Origin of the sequence: Deinococcus aquaticus (assembly GCF_028622095.1) — a bacterium.
Classification (GTDB): domain Bacteria; phylum Deinococcota; class Deinococci; order Deinococcales; family Deinococcaceae; genus Deinococcus; species Deinococcus aquaticus.
Genome location: NZ_CP115166.1, coordinates 348,421 through 364,510, shown reverse-complemented (window position 1 = coordinate 364,510; position 16,090 = coordinate 348,421). Strand labels below are relative to the sequence as shown.

The window sequence follows — 16,090 nt, the reverse complement described above, 5'->3', positions numbered from 1 at the left end:
CCGGTCACCTCCAGACTGGGCGCAGGGTTCTTAATGAGGGCTTCATGGAGCGCCGTCTCACATTGACGGGCGGGCTGCGCGGACTAGAACGGAAGGCATGCAAAGCGTCAATCCGGCCACGGGCGAACCCTTCGCCACCCACGACGATCACACGACCGAACAGGTCCAGGCGGCCATCACGGCCGCCCACACGGCCTACGGCGAGTACCGCCGCACCACCTTCGCGCAGCGCAGCGAGTGGATGAACGCCGCCGCCGACGTCCTGGAACGCCGCGTGGAGGAACTCGCGCTGCTCGCCACGCGCGAGATGGGCAAGACCCTGGAAGCCGCCCGGCAGGAAGTCCTGAAGTGCGCCTCGGCCTGCCGGTACTACGCCGCGCACGCCGGATCTTTCCTGGCCTCCGAGCCCGTGAAGACCGAGGCGGACGAGGCGTTCGTGACGTACCAGCCCCTCGGTGTGGTGCTGGCCGTCATGCCGTGGAACTTCCCGTACTGGCAGGCGTTCCGGTTCATCGCGCCGACCCTGATGGCCGGGAATACCGGGCTGCTCAAGCACGCCAGTAACGTGCCCGGCTGCGCCCTGGCCATCGAGGACGTGCTGCGCGAGGCGGGCTTTCCGGCGGGCGTGTTCACGACCCTGCTGATCGGCAGCCGTGACGTGGAAGCCGTGCTGAAAGACCCGCGCGTGACCGCCGTGAGCCTCACCGGTTCCGAGGGAGCCGGGCGGGCCGTGTCCGCCACCGCCGGGGCGGAACTCAAGCCCGCCGTGATGGAACTGGGCGGCTCGGACCCGTTCATCGTGATGCCCAGCGCCGACATCGAACTCGCCGCGAAAACGGCCGTGACCGCCCGCACCATCAACAACGGCCAGAGCTGCATCGCCGCCAAACGCTTCATCGTGCATTCGGACGTGTACGACGCCTTCACGGACGCGTTCGTGGCGGGCCTGAGCGCCCTGAAGGTCGGGAACCCCGAACTGGAAGGCACCGACGTGGGCCCGCTCGCCACGCCGCAGATCCGCGAGGACATCGACCGGCAGGTGCAGGACGCCGTGAGCAAGGGCGCGCGCGTCCGTACGGGCGGGCAGGTCCCTGAAGGCCAGGGCAACTACTACCCGGTCACGGCCCTCGATCACCTGACCCCCGACATGGACGTGTGGCTGGAAGAAACCTTCGGGCCGGTCGCGCTGATCTTCCGGGTGGAGAGCCTCGACGAGGCGGTCGAACTGGCCAACACCACCACCTTCGGCCTGGGCAGCAGCGCCTGGACGAACGACGCCGGCGAGAGAGAACGCTTCATCCGCGACCTGGAAGCTGGCGCGGTGTTCATCAACTCCATGGTCGCCAGCGACCCGCGCCTCCCGTTCGGCGGCGTGAAGAACAGCGGCTTCGGCCGGGAACTGGGCCGCCACGGCATCCTGCAATTCGTGAACATCAAATCCGTCTCCATCGGCGCGCCCGACGGCGCACACCGCAGCAAGACCGAGTAATCCGGCCCCCGGTCCGGGCTGCGGAACCTGCAGTGACACACCAATCCGCGCGGCGCGGTGGGGATACCCGGCGGGGGCCGGGTTCCTGCGCCCGCTGCGTGAACGTCACATCAAGAAGGGCCACGGCGAATTGCCTTACGTTGATTGAATGTTCGGAGGTGAGCCTGGCCTGTCGCCCCACCGAGAACGTGAGCAGCACCTGCGGCAGCTGTATGTCGGGATGGCGCTGCTCGCGGCTCTCGTGCAGGCCTGTATCGTGCCGTACGCGCAGGGGGCCGACCTGCCCGGCCTGAACCTGCAGGCGAAGCTGGGCACCGGTTCGAACCTGCTGCTGGTGGGGCTGGCCCTGTGGCCGCGCGTGTCCACGCACGCTTTCCAGTGGATTCTGATCGTGTCCGCCCAGCTGTGGCTGCTGAGTTCCGCGCTGCTGTTCCTGCGCGGCGAGACGCTGTCGGCCACCCTGCTGGTCGGGTACCTGACCGTGACGCTGTTCTCATTCGCGTGGCTGCAGGCCCGCCCGGCGGCCGCGCTGGCCCTGCTGGGCTACCTGCTGCTGTGGGGTCCGGTGAGCGGCCAGCGGACCGTGGACCCCCCGGGACTGCTGATGACCGGGTTCGCCGCGACCCTGATCTGGTTTCTCAGCGCGCACGGACAGAGTCTGTACCGCGCGCACCTGCGCAGCGACGCGCTGGCGACCCTGGCCTTCACCGACCCGCTGACCGGCCTGCTCAACCGCCGGTCGGGGCACGAGAAACTGACGGAGTTGTTCGGCCGCGCGGGCGCCCAGCCTGACCGGCTGGCGGCGGTGCTGGTGGACATCGATCACTTCAAACGCGTGAACGACAGCCTCGGTCACCACCGGGGCGACGAGGTGCTGATCGCGCTGGCCGAACTGATGGAGGGCAGCGTCACGCCGCAGGACGCCGTGATCCGCTGGGGCGGCGAGGAATTCCTCCTGATCCTGACGGGCCGCGACCCGCAAGGCGCCCGGGCGGCCGTGCGGCAGATCGTGGACGCCGTCCGCGTCTACCGCATGCCCGGCTTCCCGCCCGTCACCGTCAGCGCCGGCCTGGCCCTGGCGTCTGAGGTCAGGAGTGTCCCGGACCTGCTGGCCCTGGCCGACGAGCGCCTGTACGCCGCCAAGGAAGCCGGGCGTGACCGCGTGATGGACCGCGCCCGCACCGGCACCTGATCACGCGGGACCTGATACGGCCTCCGGTTGACGGGTGCGCAGTACCCGATCCGGGCGGATGCGAGTGGGAGCCCGGATGTGTTGGCGGGAGTGACGCTCTCCCCGGCGGGCCGCTGAACACCGCTGTCAGACTGGCCCTGACGGGACCCCCACCAGCGCCGAACTTCATGAAGACAGGGCGTGCGCGGCGGCTGTGACGATCTTCACCGCGCACCTGACATGTGAAAGACGCGCGTAAGGTTCCCCCCCGCAGGATGAAGAGTATGAACGCCCGACGAGAATCCATGCAGGGCCTGCTGAGCCTGCTGGCCGTGCTGGGCAGCAGCGCCCTGAACTACGGGTACACGCTGCTGCTGGGGCGGCTGCTGGACCTGCCCGGCTACGGGGCCTTCGCGGCGTTCACGTCCCTGTTCATGCTGACGGCCGCGCTGCCCATCGCGTTCCAGCAGGCCACGTCCCGCCGCGCCCAGGGGGCCAACACCGGAGCCGCCCTGCGCACGGGGGCCCTGGTGGGCGCGGCCCTGCTGCTGCTCTCGCCGCTGCTGGGGCCACGCATCGGGGTTACGGCCGTGTGGGTGGCGGCCTTCGCGGTCACGGTGCCCGCCATGGTGCTGCTGGGCGCCTGGCGCGGCGCGGCCCAGCGGGACGGCCGCAGCGCGGCGTTCGGCTGGAGCCTCATGACCGAGCACGGCGCGAAGGTCGCCCTGACCGCCCCGCTGCTGGCCGCGCTGCCCGGCCCGGCCGCCGCCGTGACCGCCACCCTGCTGGGCCTGCTGCTGGCGCTGCCCGTCGTGCGGCCCCGCTCCGGCGCTGCCCAGGCCGCCGCTGGTGGGGACGTGCCGGTCGTCACGGGCGGCCGTGAGGGCAAGGCGGCCCTGACCTTCGTGGCCGCCGCGCAGAGTGCCCTGCTGTACGGCGACGTGCTGCTGGCCGGCGTGCTGCTGCCTCCCGCCGACGCCGGGGCATACGCGGCGGCCGCCACGCTGGCGCGCGTGGTGTTCTTCGCCGGGTGGGCCGTGCAGGTCGCGGCGTTCCCGGTCGTGGCCCGCCGCGTGGCCGCCGGTGAACGCACGGGGCCGCTGCTGGGAGCGGCGCTGGCGGCCACGCTGGTCATCGCGGGCCTCCCGGCGGCGCTGTTTGCGCTGGCCCCCGCCTGGAGTGCCCAGCTGGCCTTCGGGACCGGCATGGGCGGCGCGGTGATTCCGCTGCTGTCCCTGACGGGCCTGGGCACCCTGGCCCTCACCCTGGCCGGCACCGCCCTGAACCACGCGCTGGCGTCCGGCGGGGCGGCCGTGCTGTGGCGCGTGGGCGGCGCGTACCTGACCGCCAACCTCGTCACCCTCACCTGTGCGTTCCTGGTGTCCCCTGAACCTGCCCACCTCGCCCTGGCGGCCCTGGCCGGCAAGGCCACCCTGATCCTCACGGCCGCTCTCGTTCTTCGCCCCACCACACGGAGGTTCCCTCATATCCTACCCCGCCTTTGAACAGTGGCGCGCCCAGACCCTCGACCGGGTCACGCTGAGCATCGTCATTCCCGCGTACAACGAATCCGAACGGATCCTGCCGACCCTGGCGGCCTTCGCCATCAGTGTCAGCGGCGACGGGGAACCCTGGGAACTGATCGTCAGTGACGACGGCAGCCGCGACGGCACCGCCGACCTCGTTGAGAGCCTCGGCTGGGCGAACCTGCGCGTCATCCGGCACGCGAACACCGGTAAGGGCGGCGCGGTGCGCCGGGGCGTGCAGGCCGCGCGCGGCGAACTGATCCTGTTCGCCGACGCCGACAACAGCACGCCCATCGAGGAACTCCCGCGCCTGATTGCCGCCGTGCGCAGCGGCTCGCACATCGCCATCGGTTCGCGCGCCGCCGAGGGTGCCGAGGAGACCGGCAAGAGCCCGGTCCGCCGGGCCGTGTCCGGGGCCTTGCGCCGCGTGACGCGCGCCGTGACCGGCGTGAAGGCCGAGGACACCCAGTGCGGCTTCAAGCTGCTGCGCGGCGAGGTCGCCCGCGACCTGTTCCGGCGCGGGAAGCTCGACGGGTTCTCCTTCGACCTCGAACTGCTGTACCTCGCGGCGCGCGACGGCCTGCGCGTCACGGAAGTCCCGGTCCGTTGGGTGGACGCCCCGGACAGCAAGGTCGACCCGCTGCGGGACTCCGTGAAATTCCTGAAGGACATGCTGACCCTGCGCCGCCTGCACGCCCGCCCCGAACGCCGCCCGGAGGACCCCCTGCACCTCGCCGTGGTGACCGCGTTTCCGCCGGGCCGCCGCAGCCTCAACGAGTACGGCCTGCACCTGTCGCGCGTGCTGGGCGAGAAAGAAGAGGTCAGCCGCGTGACCATCATCGGGGACCGCGTGAGCCCCGAACTGGCCGCGCAGGACGCCCCGAACGTCCGCCGCGTGTGGGACTTCAACGACCCCCTGAGCGCCGCGCGCATCCTGCTGGCGCTGCGCCGCGCCCGCCCGGACGCCGTGATCTTCAACCTGCAGATGGCCAGCTTCGGGGACCGCCGCGTGCCCGCCGCGCTGGGCCTGCTGACCCCGCTGCTCTCACGCCTGACCGGCACGCCCAGCGTCACGCTGCTGCACAACCTGTTCGAGACCGTGGACCTGGACCGCGCCGGGTTCGGCGGCAACCCCCTCAAGACGGCTGTGACCCGCGCGTTCGGGCAGCTGTTCACGCGGGCGCTGCTCGGCTCGAACCTCGTGGCGACCACCATGCCCCGCTACGTGAAACTGCTGCGCGACAACTACGGCGCGCGCAACGTGTTTCTCGCGCCGCACGGCACGTTCCAGGTGCCGCAGCCGCCCCGGCCGTTCCCGGACGTGCCCACGGTCATGACCTTCGGCAAGTTCGGCACGTACAAACGCGTGGAAGTCCTGATCGAGGCGCACCGCCGCCTGCTGCTGCGAGACCCGCGCACCCGGCTGGTCATCGCGGGCAGCGACACGCCCAACGCGCCCGGCTACCTCGAAGGCGTGCGCCAGGCCACGCAGGACGTCCCGAACATCACCTTCACCGGGTACGTGGCCGAGGAGGACGTGCCCCACGTGTTCAGCGACTGCACGGTCGTCGCGTTCCCGTACAGCGCCACGACCGGCAGCAGCGGCGTGCTGCACCAGGCCGGCGAGTTCGGCCGCGCGGCTGTGATGCCCCGCATCGGGGACCTCGCGGACCTGATCGAGGAGGAAGGCTACCGCGCCGAGTTCTTCACCCCCGAGGACGCCGACAGTCTCGCCGACGCCCTGTGGCGCGTGCTCGGTGACCCCCGGCAGGCCGCCGTGCTCGGCGAGGCCAACTGGCGCGTCGCGTCCGGTCTGCCGCTGGCAGACGTGGCAGACTGGTACCTGCTTCACCTTGAAGACCTGACCGGCCGCGCCCCCCATCCCTTCGTTCCAGCCCAGGAGGCCCAGGCATGACCCGACCACCCGTGACCCTCAATATCGACGTTCAGGGCGACACCACCGAACGCTCCGTTCACCTCAGCGGCCGCCTGGACGCCCATCAGGTTCCCGCCTTCCTGGGGGCCGCCGAGCCGCTCGCGCAGAGCACCACCCTGGACCTGGGCGGCGTGACCTTCATGGACTCCAGCGGCCTGGCCGCGCTGGTCAAACTGGTCCGCGCGGCCCGCACGCAGGGCGGCGCGCTGGAAATCGTGAACGTGCAGGACGCCGTGCGCCTCGCCATGGAAATCACCGGTCTGTACGCCGTGCTGCCCATCCGGACCGCCTGAGCCTCCCCATGAGCAGCCCGCTCAGCCCCGGACTCCAGACGGGCGACAGCCAGGACACGCTGTTCGCCGAACTGCTCGAGCAGGTCGCGGACCTCAGTGATCAGCTGGTGTTCCTGCACCGCCTGATCCCGCAGGCCCTGGCGCTCGACAGCAAGGAGCGGGCCGCCGAACTGGTGCAGGAGGCCGCGACGCTGATCAACACCCCGCGCGCCGCCCTGCACCTGGACGGCCACTGGGTCAGCGACGCGCCCGGCTGGCTGCGCGACCGCCCCGCCCCGCGCCGCCCGACCGTGCTGCCCGCCGGGTCCATGCACACCGGCGCGCCCTACGCCGACGCGTGGCGGCCCACCGCCGTGCTGCTGATCCCCTGCCAGAGCGGCTGGCTGGCCATGTGGGGCAAACGCCAGTTCCAGGCCGGGGAGCGCAGCCTGATCGAGGCGCTCGCCAAGCTGCTCGACGCGGCCCTGCAGGCCCAGCAGGCCCGCGTGGAAGCCGAGCGCTACGCCCTGCAGCAGCGCGACCGCATTCAGGCGCACGCCGTGTGGCGGGCCGTGGCGCCCGAGACGCTGGTCACGCCGGCCGGGTACCACCTGAACCTGCTCAGCCAGCCCGCCAGCGATTTCGGCGGGGACTTCCAGTTTCAGGAGGGTGAGTGGGTGGTCGTCGGTGACGTGAGCGGCAAGGGCCTGCCGGCCGCGATCATCACGGCCATGTTCGCCACGGCGTTCACCGTCGCGGCCCGCAACGCCACCCTCAGCGGCGGGCTGACCGAGGCGCTGCACGACCACCTGGAACGCTCCGGGGCGTTCTGCACGCTGGCCGCCATGCAGATCCGGCCGGACGGGGCGCTGCGCGTGTTCAACGTGGGCCACCCGCCCGTGCTGCTGCGCCGCGCCGACGGCAGCCTCGAAGAGATCCGCGCCAGCGCCCCCCCCATCGGGACGTTCCCGCTGCTGCACCTGGAACTCGAGCGCCTCTGGCTGCATCCCGGCGACGCGCTGATCCTGTACAGCGACGGCCTGTTCGAAGCCGAGACGCCGGGCGCCGAACCCTACGGCCTGGACCGCGTGTTCGACCTGGCCTCCCGCGTGCCGCCCGGCGCGTTCAATCAGGCGGCCCTGCAGGACCTGGGCGCCTACGAGATCGGCGACGACCTGACCCTCCTGACCCTGCAACGCGACTGGCAGGCGCGCGGCGCGCACCGCGTCCTGCCGGGCGACCTGGCCGACCTGCCGCTGATCGGTGACGCGCTGCGCGAGGCGCTGCCCGCCACGCACCCGGCCCTGATGCCGGCCGAACTGGCCGTGACGGAACTCGTCGTGAACGCCATCCGGCACGGCGGCGCGACCCGCGTGGACCTGCGCGTGCACGCCAGCGGCGACGACGCCCTGCTGACCCTCACCGACAACGGTTCGCCGTTCGATCCGACCCGGCAGGACGAACGCAGCGCCGGGGAACTGCGCGAACACGGCTACGGCCTGCTGATCGCCCGGCGCTGCTCGCGCGAGTGGCATTATGCGAGAAAGGGCGCCCTGAACCGCCAGACCCTGCGCCTGCGCGCCCCCGCCCCCGCCGCGCCCGGCGCGCTGTCCGACCTCGCCGCCCAGCTGCTGTGAACACCCCCCGTCCCTCCGCCCCGCTGCCAGCCGTGCCTGCCGCCTCACCGAACAAAGGACCTCACTGACATGTCTTTCAGCTACTCCGCCAGCGGTTCCCACCTGATTCTCGCCGGACGCCTGGACGCCCAGAACGCCGCCGAGCTGCGCCAGACCATCCGCGATCACGTCGCCGCCCACACCGGGAACGTGACCGCCGACCTGAGCGACGTGCCCTTCATGGACTCCAGCGCCCTGGCCGCCCTGGTCGCCGCCCTGAAAGACTGCCGCCGCCAGGGCCGCACCCTGTCCCTGACCGGCGCGAGCGCCTCCGTGCGTGAACTGCTGTCCCTGACCATGCTCGACCGCATCTTCGGCCTGAGTGTTAGCGGGGTCCGCCCGTGACCTCCCACCTGCCCGCGAACGTCACGCTGTTCGGGCAGGTGCCCTCCAAGCACGTCCTGATCGTCGAGGACGCCCCCGGCATGCGCCTGCTGATCCGCCACATCCTCCAGCAGGGCGGACACAAACCCATCGAGGCCGGGAGTGTCGAGGCGGCGCTGGAAGAACTGAAACTCGGCGCGGTCGACGTGATCATCACGGACCTGTTCCTGCCCGGCGACAGCGGCCTGGAACTGCTGCGCGTCCTGCACGGCGACCCGGACGCGCCGCCCGTGATCGTCCTGACCAGTTCCGGCGAGGACCGCCTGCGCGAGCGCGCCCTGACCCTGGGCGCCCGCGCGTTCCTGAGTAAACCCTTCAGCCGCTACGAACTGCTGGACGCCGTGTTCGCCGCCGGAATGCCGCGCTGACCATGCCCCCGGCCCCCGCCGCCCACCCGCCCGGCGTTTCATGACCGGGCCGCGCCGCTCCCGGCGCTCCGCAGCGCCGGTCAGCAGGACAGCACCCGTCAGTACAGCGCTGAACAGTACGGGACCGGTCGGTTGGTCCGGCCGCTACGCCGCCCTGCGCGCGGGAGTGATCCGGCGCCTCCCGGCCCGCCTGCGGGGCGTTCTGAACCGCCGCCCGGCCCGCGCCGCCCGGCCCGACGCCGAGTTGCCGGTGCAGCGGCCCTCGCACGTCATTCCCGGCGCGGCCCTGCCGCCCGGCGAGGACGAACGCGCCGGGCAGCGCCTGCTGGTGTTCGCGCTGCTGATCGTGGTCGTCCTGCACGGCGGGCAGCTGATCAGCGGATCGTTCACCCGCACGTACGACGCCCTGATTCACCTGTACTTCGGCGCGCACTACGCCAAGTCGTTCTTCGACCCCTGGGAGAGCGGCTGGTACACCGGGTTCTCGCTGACCTCCTACCCGCCGCTGAGTCACTACCTGATCGCGCTGTTCAGCCACGTGTTCGGCCTGATGGGCGCGTTCATGGCCACGCAGTTCCTGGCACTGGTGGGCCTGACGGTCGGCATGTACCGCTTCGGGAAGGTGTTCGTCACGGCCCGCGCCGCCGGGTACGGAGCCGTGATCCTGATGCTCTCGAGCGCCATCGCCGAGACGGTGCACGTGTTCGGGCAACTGCCCACCACCCTGAGCCTGGGCCTGCTGCTGAACGCCATTCCGTTCGCGGCGCGGTACGTGCAGACCGGCAAACGCGAACTGCTGCTCAAGGGCGCCATGTTCACGGCCGCCACGACCGCCGCGCACCACGTGACCACCCTGTTCGGCAGCGTGTTCTTCATCGCGCCCGTCCTGCTGGCCATCGTCCTCGAGGGCGCCTCGCGGCCCCGTGATTCCGAACCGCGCGGCGGGGGCCTGGCGCACCTGACCCGCCGCGTGTACCGCGTGCTGCCCCGCGTGTACCGCGCGGCCCTGTACGGCGTGTCGGCCATCACGGCGCTGGTCATGGTGGTGCTGCCCTACTGGCTATGGAGCCGCAGCGACCCGATCACGCAGGTGTCCATCCCGCACGGCAGCCGTGGGAACTTCCTGATCCGCACCGATTACGGCTTCATGTTCTGGCTGGTGCCGTGGGCCACGCTGCTGCCCATCTACTGGGACGCCGCGCGGCGCGGACTGTACAGCCACCAGGGCATTCCGCGCTGGCCGATGCTGGCCAGCATCCTGCTGCTGAGCTTCCTGGGAACGGGCGGCACCACCCCGTACCCGAAGAAACTGCTGGGCGGCGCGTTCGACATCCTGACCCTGGACCGCTTCACGTTCTGGGCCGTGATGCTCATGATGCCCTTTGCCGGGCTGGTCGTGGAATCCTGGCGGCACGGCGCTTGGCGGGTGTACGTGCAGGCCCGCTTCGGCGCGCGCGTGCACCACCTGCTGGGCCTGCTGTTCGTGACGCTGGCCGTCACCCTCACCTGCGCCGTCAGCGCCCTGACGTACTACCGCCGGTTCCAGCCGGCGTTCATCGACGTGCGGCCCATCGTGAAATTCCTGGAATCCGACGGGCACGACCGCTGGCGGTACATGGTGCTGGGCTTCGGGGATCAGATGGCGTGGCTGAGTGCCAACACGCACGCCACCACCCCGGACGGCAACTACCACAGCGCCCGCCGCCTGCCGGAACTGACCGCCACGCCCGTCGAACGGCTCGAAGGCGCCAAGTACACGGGCGTGCCGGGCCTGGGCAGCCTCACGCAGTTCCTGACCACCCCCGCCCGCTACAACCTGCGGTACATGCTCTCCAACGACGCCTTCTACGACCCGGCCCTGCACGCGCTGGGCTGGACGCGGCTGGGCACCCTGGAGGGCGGCATCATGGTCTGGGAGCACGCGGGCATTCCGCCCGTGCAGCCGCGCCTGCCCCGCCGGGAACTGCCGGCCTGGCAGCGGCTGATGTGGGCGCTGCTGCCCAGCGGCGCGGCCGCCGGGGCGCTGCTGACCCTGCTGGTCCGCACGCCCACCACGCTGCCCGGCCGCTCCATCTGGCCGTGGGTGCGCCTGCTGGCCGAGGACAGCCGCGACCCGCCGCCCGGCGTGGGCGGCCGCTGGTGGGATTCGTGGGTGCGCCGCCTGCCGTTCCGGCCCTGGCGGACCGCGCGCCTGAAAGCGCCGCGCCTGAGCCTGCGCCGCCGCCTCGTGAACAGCGTCCTGCTGGCCGGGGCGCTGCTGGGCGGCGCCGCCTTCACCGCCGAGCGCCTGCGTCCCCGCGACTCGGCGCAGGCGGCCGTCCTGAAGTACTGGGACGCCGTGGACTTCAAACGCTTCGGCGACGCGTACCAGATGATCGACCCGCAGGGCGGCCTGAACGAGGAACGCTGGCGGCTGGACCTGTCGGTCGTGGGGGGCCTGCGCACCGGGTACGCGAAACTCGACAGCCTCAAGGTCCGCAGCGTCACGTACAGCGGCCCGCCCGATCAGGTAGGCACGGCCGCCAGCGTGAAGGTGGACCTCGTGTGGTTCACCGCGTTCGGGAACCTGCCCGAGAGCGTCACGCAGGACCTGCGCCTGACCCCGCGTGGCTGGCGCATCACGGCCGAACCGCAACTGAGTATCCGTCCGCCGCGCCGCTTCCAGCCGCTCCCGACCCTGAACCTCAGCGCCCCGCCACCCGGCGACCAGCCCACCGAGGTGCGGGTCCTGAACTCCCGGCTGGTGTCGTTCCGCCGCGAACCGGGCGGACCGCGCACCGTGGCGGTCGTGGGTGAAGCGCAGAACGTCGGGGCGTCCCCGGCCGCCGTGGAGATCACGGGCGCCGTGCAGGACCACACGGGCAGCGAGATGGCCCGCAACACCGCCGGGCAGCGCGCCCTGCACTGGCTGCTGCCCGGCGAGCGCACGCCGTTCGTGGTGACCTTCGACGGGCCCGGCATGAACGTCACGCCCGGCGCGGTCCGCGCCTACAGCGTCCGCGCGGACGGCTGGGTCACCTCACGCGGCCTGGACCGCACCCTGAACGTCTGGCGGCGCGGCGACGAGGTCCGCATCGAGAACCACGGCGCGGGCGAGGCGACCATCACCAACGTCCTCGAAGCCCTGCGTGACCCCGCCGGGACCGCCTGGGTCACGCAGACGTACCTGATGGAAGCCGTGCCGCCCATGCAGTCACGCGCCGCGCCGCTGGTCACGGCCCTGCCGCTCGATTACCTGATCCTGCAACCCGCCCAGCTGGCGCGCGCGGGCAGACCCACCCTGACCGGCACGGCCCTGTACGCCGACGCCTTCCGCCGCGAGGAACCATGAAGCCGGGCACCGTGAGCGCCGCCCGGCCGCGCCCCGCGCTCCTGGCCGTCCTCCTGACCGCCTGCCTGACCGCGTGCCACCGGCCCGGGCCTAGTCCCACCCCCGCTGCCTCCACGGTCGCCCCCTCCACCGCCGATACCGTCACCCTGACCCGCCTGCCCACCCTGACCCTGACCGCCCGCGCCGGCACGCTGACCCTGAGCGCCGCCGGACCGCCCGGCGCGGCGTGGTGGCTGACCTGCGACACCCCCGCCGGCCCCCTGCGCTGGACCGGCCCGGCCAACCAGCCGGTCGCGCCGCGCCCGCTGCCCGCCCAGGCGCACCGCTGCGACGCGAGCCTGCACGCCGCTGCCACGGACGCAGGCAGTCCCCTGCTGCTCAGGCGGACCCTGCGGCTGCCGCGCGCGGCCCCACCGGCCGGAGCCGCCCCGGCGACTGCCGCGCCCGGGAACGGCACGGCCCTTCCGGCCTCCCTGAGCGGCGCGGTCACAGTCGCCCCGGCCGAGTTGCGCATCGGGCTGCGCGAGCCGTGGCTGCTGCGCGCCGCCCTGCGTGGCCCGGACGGCACGCCCGCCCCGGACGGCGTGCCTGTCCTGCTGACCGCGCGCGGCGCGGGCGGCGAGACCCTGAGCGCCACGCGCGTCACCGTGAACGGCGAGGCGCTGTGGCAACTCACGCCGGAAACGCCGGGCGAGTTCACCTTCACCGCCCGCGTGATCCGCCCCGGCCAGCCGGACGCGTGGCGCGGCGCGGCCCGCGCGCAGGCGGTCAGTTCGCTGCTCGGCCGGACCCCGCAGGCCCTGTGGGCCGGGGAGGACCTGACCCTCGGGCCGCTGCGCTGGGTGACGGGCGCCCTCCCGGACGACGGCACGCCCGTCACCCTGCAGGCCCTGTCCCGCTCTGGGACCGTGGTGTGGTCAGCGGTCCTGCCGGTCGCGCAGGGACAGGTGCGGGCGCGCGTGCCCGGCGTGCGCGGAGCCGTCAGCCTGCGCGTGCGCTTCGCCGGGCAGGAGGTGAGCTTCCCGTGGCAGGACTGAGCCCCCCACCCCCCGGCGCCGGTAACACCGGCCCGCGCTCCTCGCTGCTCACCACCCTGAAACGCGCCGTGTTCGTGCTGATCCTCGCCGGCACCCTGCTGGCGGGCGCGGCGGCGGTGTTCATCGCCGGGCAGGGCCTGTCCCGCGTGAGCCGCGTGCAGAACCAGGCGAGCGCCCTGAACTTCGCGCGCCGCTCCGAGCCGGTCACGCCGCTGCGCTGGCAGCCCGCCCCGCCCGGCGTGGGCGTCCCGGACGGCGTGACCCTCGAAGACGTCGCGGACGCGTACCTGATGGGCCACTCGGAACTCACGTACGCGGGCCGAAGCGGCGAGCAGATCGGCCTGAACGGCCGGTTCAGCGGCCCCGCCCTGACCCTGGCCCTGACCGTCAGCGGCCAGCCGGACCGGGTGCTGCTGCTCGACTGGGCGCATCAGGCCACGCCTCTGAGCATGAACGCCGCCCGCACCCAGTTCACGCTGCGCGACCGCTTCTGGTCCCTGCAGGCCCGGCCCGGCCCGGACGGCTGGCAGGACCTGCGCTGGACGGTCCGCACCCAGCAGGTCACGCTGCGGCGCACCCAGGAGGAGTGGCGCACCGACGACTGGACCGTCCTGAACGACACCCTGCCCGCCCTGAAGCCCCCGCCGCCGCTGCCCGTGCGGACGTGGCGGGCCGTGACCTTCCCCGACGACTGGCACCTGTGGCCCGGCTCCCGCTGGACCGCCACCCTGACGGCCGCCCACGCCGCTGGCCTGCGGCAGGTCACGCTGCCCATGAGCGCGGTCCTGTCCCGCCAGCAGGTGGCCGCCATCCGGGACGCCCTGAGCCGCCTGCACGCCGCCGGGTTGCAGGGCGTGGTCGCCGTGAACGGAGCGCTGACCCTGGACAACCTGCAGGCCCGCCTCGCCATCGCGTCGGCCAGCGCCGGCGCGGACGCCTTCATTCCCGGTTCGGTCACCGCCGCCAGCGTGGGCGCGCGCGCCGCGCTGCTCTCGCTGCGCCTGACCTACCCGGACCTGCCGCTGCTCGCCCCAGTCAGCGGCCCGGTCAGCGGCGTGGAACCTGACCCGCCGACTGGCGAGCTACCCCCGCTGACGGGGCTGCTCTCGGCCCGTGTTCAGACCGCCGCGCCCGGCTCGCAGGCACCGGTGGCGCCGCAGGTGCTGCTGGACGTCCCGGCCGTGAAGGGGCTGCCGCTCCCGCTGCCCATCCCGGTGCCCGGCGCGCAGGCCGCCCACGAGGCCGCGCAGGCCGACGCCGCGTGGCGCGGCGGCTGGAACGCCGGACCACTGGGAGACCTGCTCGTCACCGACCCTGAGAGTGGCCTGCCGGCCGTGACCCCCCAGCGGCCCTTCACCCTCACCCCGGCAGGGGAGCAGCTGCTGGGCACGCCCGGAACGGCAGGGGAGACTCCGTGAGGGGACCCCCCCCGGGCCGTCACTCCTGCGCCTGATCCTGTGAACTCTGATCCGGCCCGTTCCGGCCCTGCCCTTTGCGACCCTGCCACGCCCTGAGTAGCGCCGCGCCCAGCAGCGCGCCTGCCAGCGCTGGCCACAGGTCTGCCGCCCAGCCCAGCAGCCACGCCAGCGGCCCCGGCGCGGGCCGCTGTGGGTCCGTCCAGCGGGCCAGGGGCGTGAACGACCCGTCGGGCGTCAGGAAGCCCGCGCGGTCCGCATCCCCGTACAGCACGCCGGCCTCCACGGACCCGCGCGGCCGGCCCTGCAGGAACGCCCGCAGTTGCCAGCCGCGCCGCGCCGCGCCCAGCCGCCCCAGCGGGCCGCGCCATTCGCGGAATACCGGGGCGTCCGCGCCGCCCGCCGTGAAATCTGCCCCGCCGCCCGCCCCACTGCCTGCCCCGCGCAGACCCAGCGGCAGCTCCGCAAAGCGCGCCCGCACCGACTGCCGCCACACGCCCAGCACCTCCGGGTCCGGCGCGCGCCCCGGCGAGAGAATCACGCCCGCCAGCCTCGGGCCGTCCCGCCCGTCGGCGCCCAGCGCGGCGTGCAGGGTCCGCAGGCCCGCCACGTCCAGCCGCGCCACGCGCAGGTCCAGCAGCACCTGCACTTTCTGGGCGGCGGCGCGGGTCAGGACCGCGTCCAGCGCCGCGCCGTACCGGGCGGCGTCCCCGGCGCTGCGGTCCCCCACGACCGGCAGGATCAGCGTGTCGAGGCTCAGTTCCCGCACGGCGTCCACGTCGCGCGCCAGGGTGTCCGCGTCCCGCGCGGCCCAGCCGTCGTCCTCGCGGACAGCGCGGTAGGTGGGTCCCGGGCCGGACTCGGGCGCGGCGGGCAGCGGATCGTCCCGCAGGACCCGCCAGTGATGCACGCGCCAGTTCCCGTCCCCGAGTTCCATGACCACGTCCAGTTCCCGCCGCGCCAGCCGCGACACGCCGCCGGGTCGGGGCGCGGCGTACGTGAACACGTCCGAGAAACTGACGGTCGCGCCGTCCGGAGCGAAGAACTGCAGGGTCGGCGTGTGCGCCCACGTGACCAGCCCGCCACTCCCGGACTGCGCCGCCTGCCGCGCGTCGTCCAGCGCCCCCTGCTGGAACAGGTCCCGCAGGCTCTCCAGGTTTCCGCTGCCCGCCGCGAAGGCCACCTCGCGCTCGCCGCGCAGGTACGCGTCCGTGACGCCCTCGCGCTCGCCGGGCAGTAGCGCCCTCGGGCCGCCCAGGTCCGGCTGCCACGCCAGCAGCCGCGCGCCGTCGCCCAGCGACCCGGCCCCCGTGCTGGCGTCCAGGCCGCCCTGCGTGGTCCGGCAGCCGCCCAGCAGGGCCGCCGTGACCAGCGCCACCAGTACCATCGTTGTGGCGCGCGGAGCGGCGGGACGGGACATGCCCGCATTCAAGCACAGCGTTCTTCAGGTGCCGCGTCCAGGCACGCCGCTCCAGACACGCCCCG

The 16,090-nt window shown here is 73.0% G+C and carries 12 protein-coding genes; 11 read left to right on the top strand and 1 reads right to left on the bottom strand.

Annotated elements, in window-relative coordinates; all coding sequences use genetic code 11:
• Positions 1 to 97 precede the first annotated feature (97 nt).
• The 11 genes from M8445_RS16435 (at position 98) to M8445_RS16385 (ending at position 14,608) form a co-directional block, all read left to right on the top strand.
• Positions 98 to 1,489: an NAD-dependent succinate-semialdehyde dehydrogenase gene (locus M8445_RS16435; RefSeq protein ID WP_273991062.1), complete on the top strand. Its 1,392-nt coding sequence runs from the start codon at positions 98 to 100 to the stop codon at positions 1,487 to 1,489.
• Between the two features lie 148 nt (positions 1,490 to 1,637).
• Positions 1,638 to 2,681, top strand: coding sequence for a GGDEF domain-containing protein (locus tag M8445_RS16430; protein ID WP_273991061.1), 1,044 nt, complete (start codon positions 1,638 to 1,640; stop codon positions 2,679 to 2,681).
• A gap of 263 nt (positions 2,682 to 2,944) precedes the next feature.
• On the top strand, positions 2,945 to 4,165 hold the full coding sequence (locus M8445_RS16425; protein WP_273991060.1) for a hypothetical protein: 1,221 nt from the start codon (positions 2,945 to 2,947) through the stop codon (positions 4,163 to 4,165).
• Positions 4,146 to 6,101, top strand: coding sequence for a glycosyltransferase (locus M8445_RS16420; protein ID WP_337961626.1), 1,956 nt, complete (start codon positions 4,146 to 4,148; stop codon positions 6,099 to 6,101). The genes M8445_RS16425 and M8445_RS16420 overlap by 20 nt, the downstream gene beginning before the upstream one ends.
• Positions 6,098 to 6,415: an STAS domain-containing protein gene (locus M8445_RS16415; protein ID WP_273991059.1), complete on the top strand. Its 318-nt coding sequence runs from the start codon at positions 6,098 to 6,100 to the stop codon at positions 6,413 to 6,415. The genes M8445_RS16420 and M8445_RS16415 overlap by 4 nt, the downstream gene beginning before the upstream one ends.
• Before the next feature lie 8 nt (positions 6,416 to 6,423).
• The gene (locus M8445_RS16410) at positions 6,424 to 8,031 is read left to right on the top strand and encodes an ATP-binding SpoIIE family protein phosphatase (protein WP_273991058.1); all 1,608 of its coding nucleotides are present in this window, start codon (positions 6,424 to 6,426) and stop codon (positions 8,029 to 8,031) included.
• A gap of 69 nt (positions 8,032 to 8,100) precedes the next feature.
• Positions 8,101 to 8,415 (top strand): STAS domain-containing protein, encoded by a 315-nt coding sequence (locus tag M8445_RS16405; protein ID WP_273991057.1) that lies wholly within the window; start codon positions 8,101 to 8,103, stop codon positions 8,413 to 8,415.
• Positions 8,412 to 8,822, top strand: a complete 411-nt coding sequence (locus M8445_RS16400; protein ID WP_273991056.1) for a response regulator — start codon at positions 8,412 to 8,414, stop codon at positions 8,820 to 8,822. The genes M8445_RS16405 and M8445_RS16400 overlap by 4 nt, the downstream gene beginning before the upstream one ends.
• Positions 8,823 to 8,988: 166 nt before the next feature.
• On the top strand, positions 8,989 to 12,153 hold the full coding sequence (locus M8445_RS16395) for a hypothetical protein (RefSeq protein WP_273991055.1): 3,165 nt from the start codon (positions 8,989 to 8,991) through the stop codon (positions 12,151 to 12,153).
• Positions 12,150 to 13,190: a hypothetical protein gene (locus tag M8445_RS16390; RefSeq protein ID WP_273991054.1), complete on the top strand. Its 1,041-nt coding sequence runs from the start codon at positions 12,150 to 12,152 to the stop codon at positions 13,188 to 13,190. Before M8445_RS16395 ends, M8445_RS16390 begins: the two co-directional genes overlap by 4 nt.
• Positions 13,178 to 14,608 carry a YdgH/BhsA/McbA family protein gene (locus M8445_RS16385; RefSeq protein WP_273991053.1) on the top strand — a complete coding sequence of 477 codons (1,431 nt, stop codon included), beginning with the start codon at positions 13,178 to 13,180 and terminating at the stop codon, positions 14,606 to 14,608. The genes M8445_RS16390 and M8445_RS16385 overlap by 13 nt, the downstream gene beginning before the upstream one ends.
• Before the next feature lie 19 nt (positions 14,609 to 14,627).
• Here the strand turns inward: M8445_RS16385 and M8445_RS16380 are convergent, their stop codons facing one another.
• On the bottom strand, positions 14,628 to 16,025 hold the full coding sequence (locus M8445_RS16380) for a hypothetical protein (RefSeq protein ID WP_273991052.1): 1,398 nt from the start codon (positions 16,023 to 16,025) through the stop codon (positions 14,628 to 14,630).
• Positions 16,026 to 16,090: the final 65 nt, after the last annotated feature.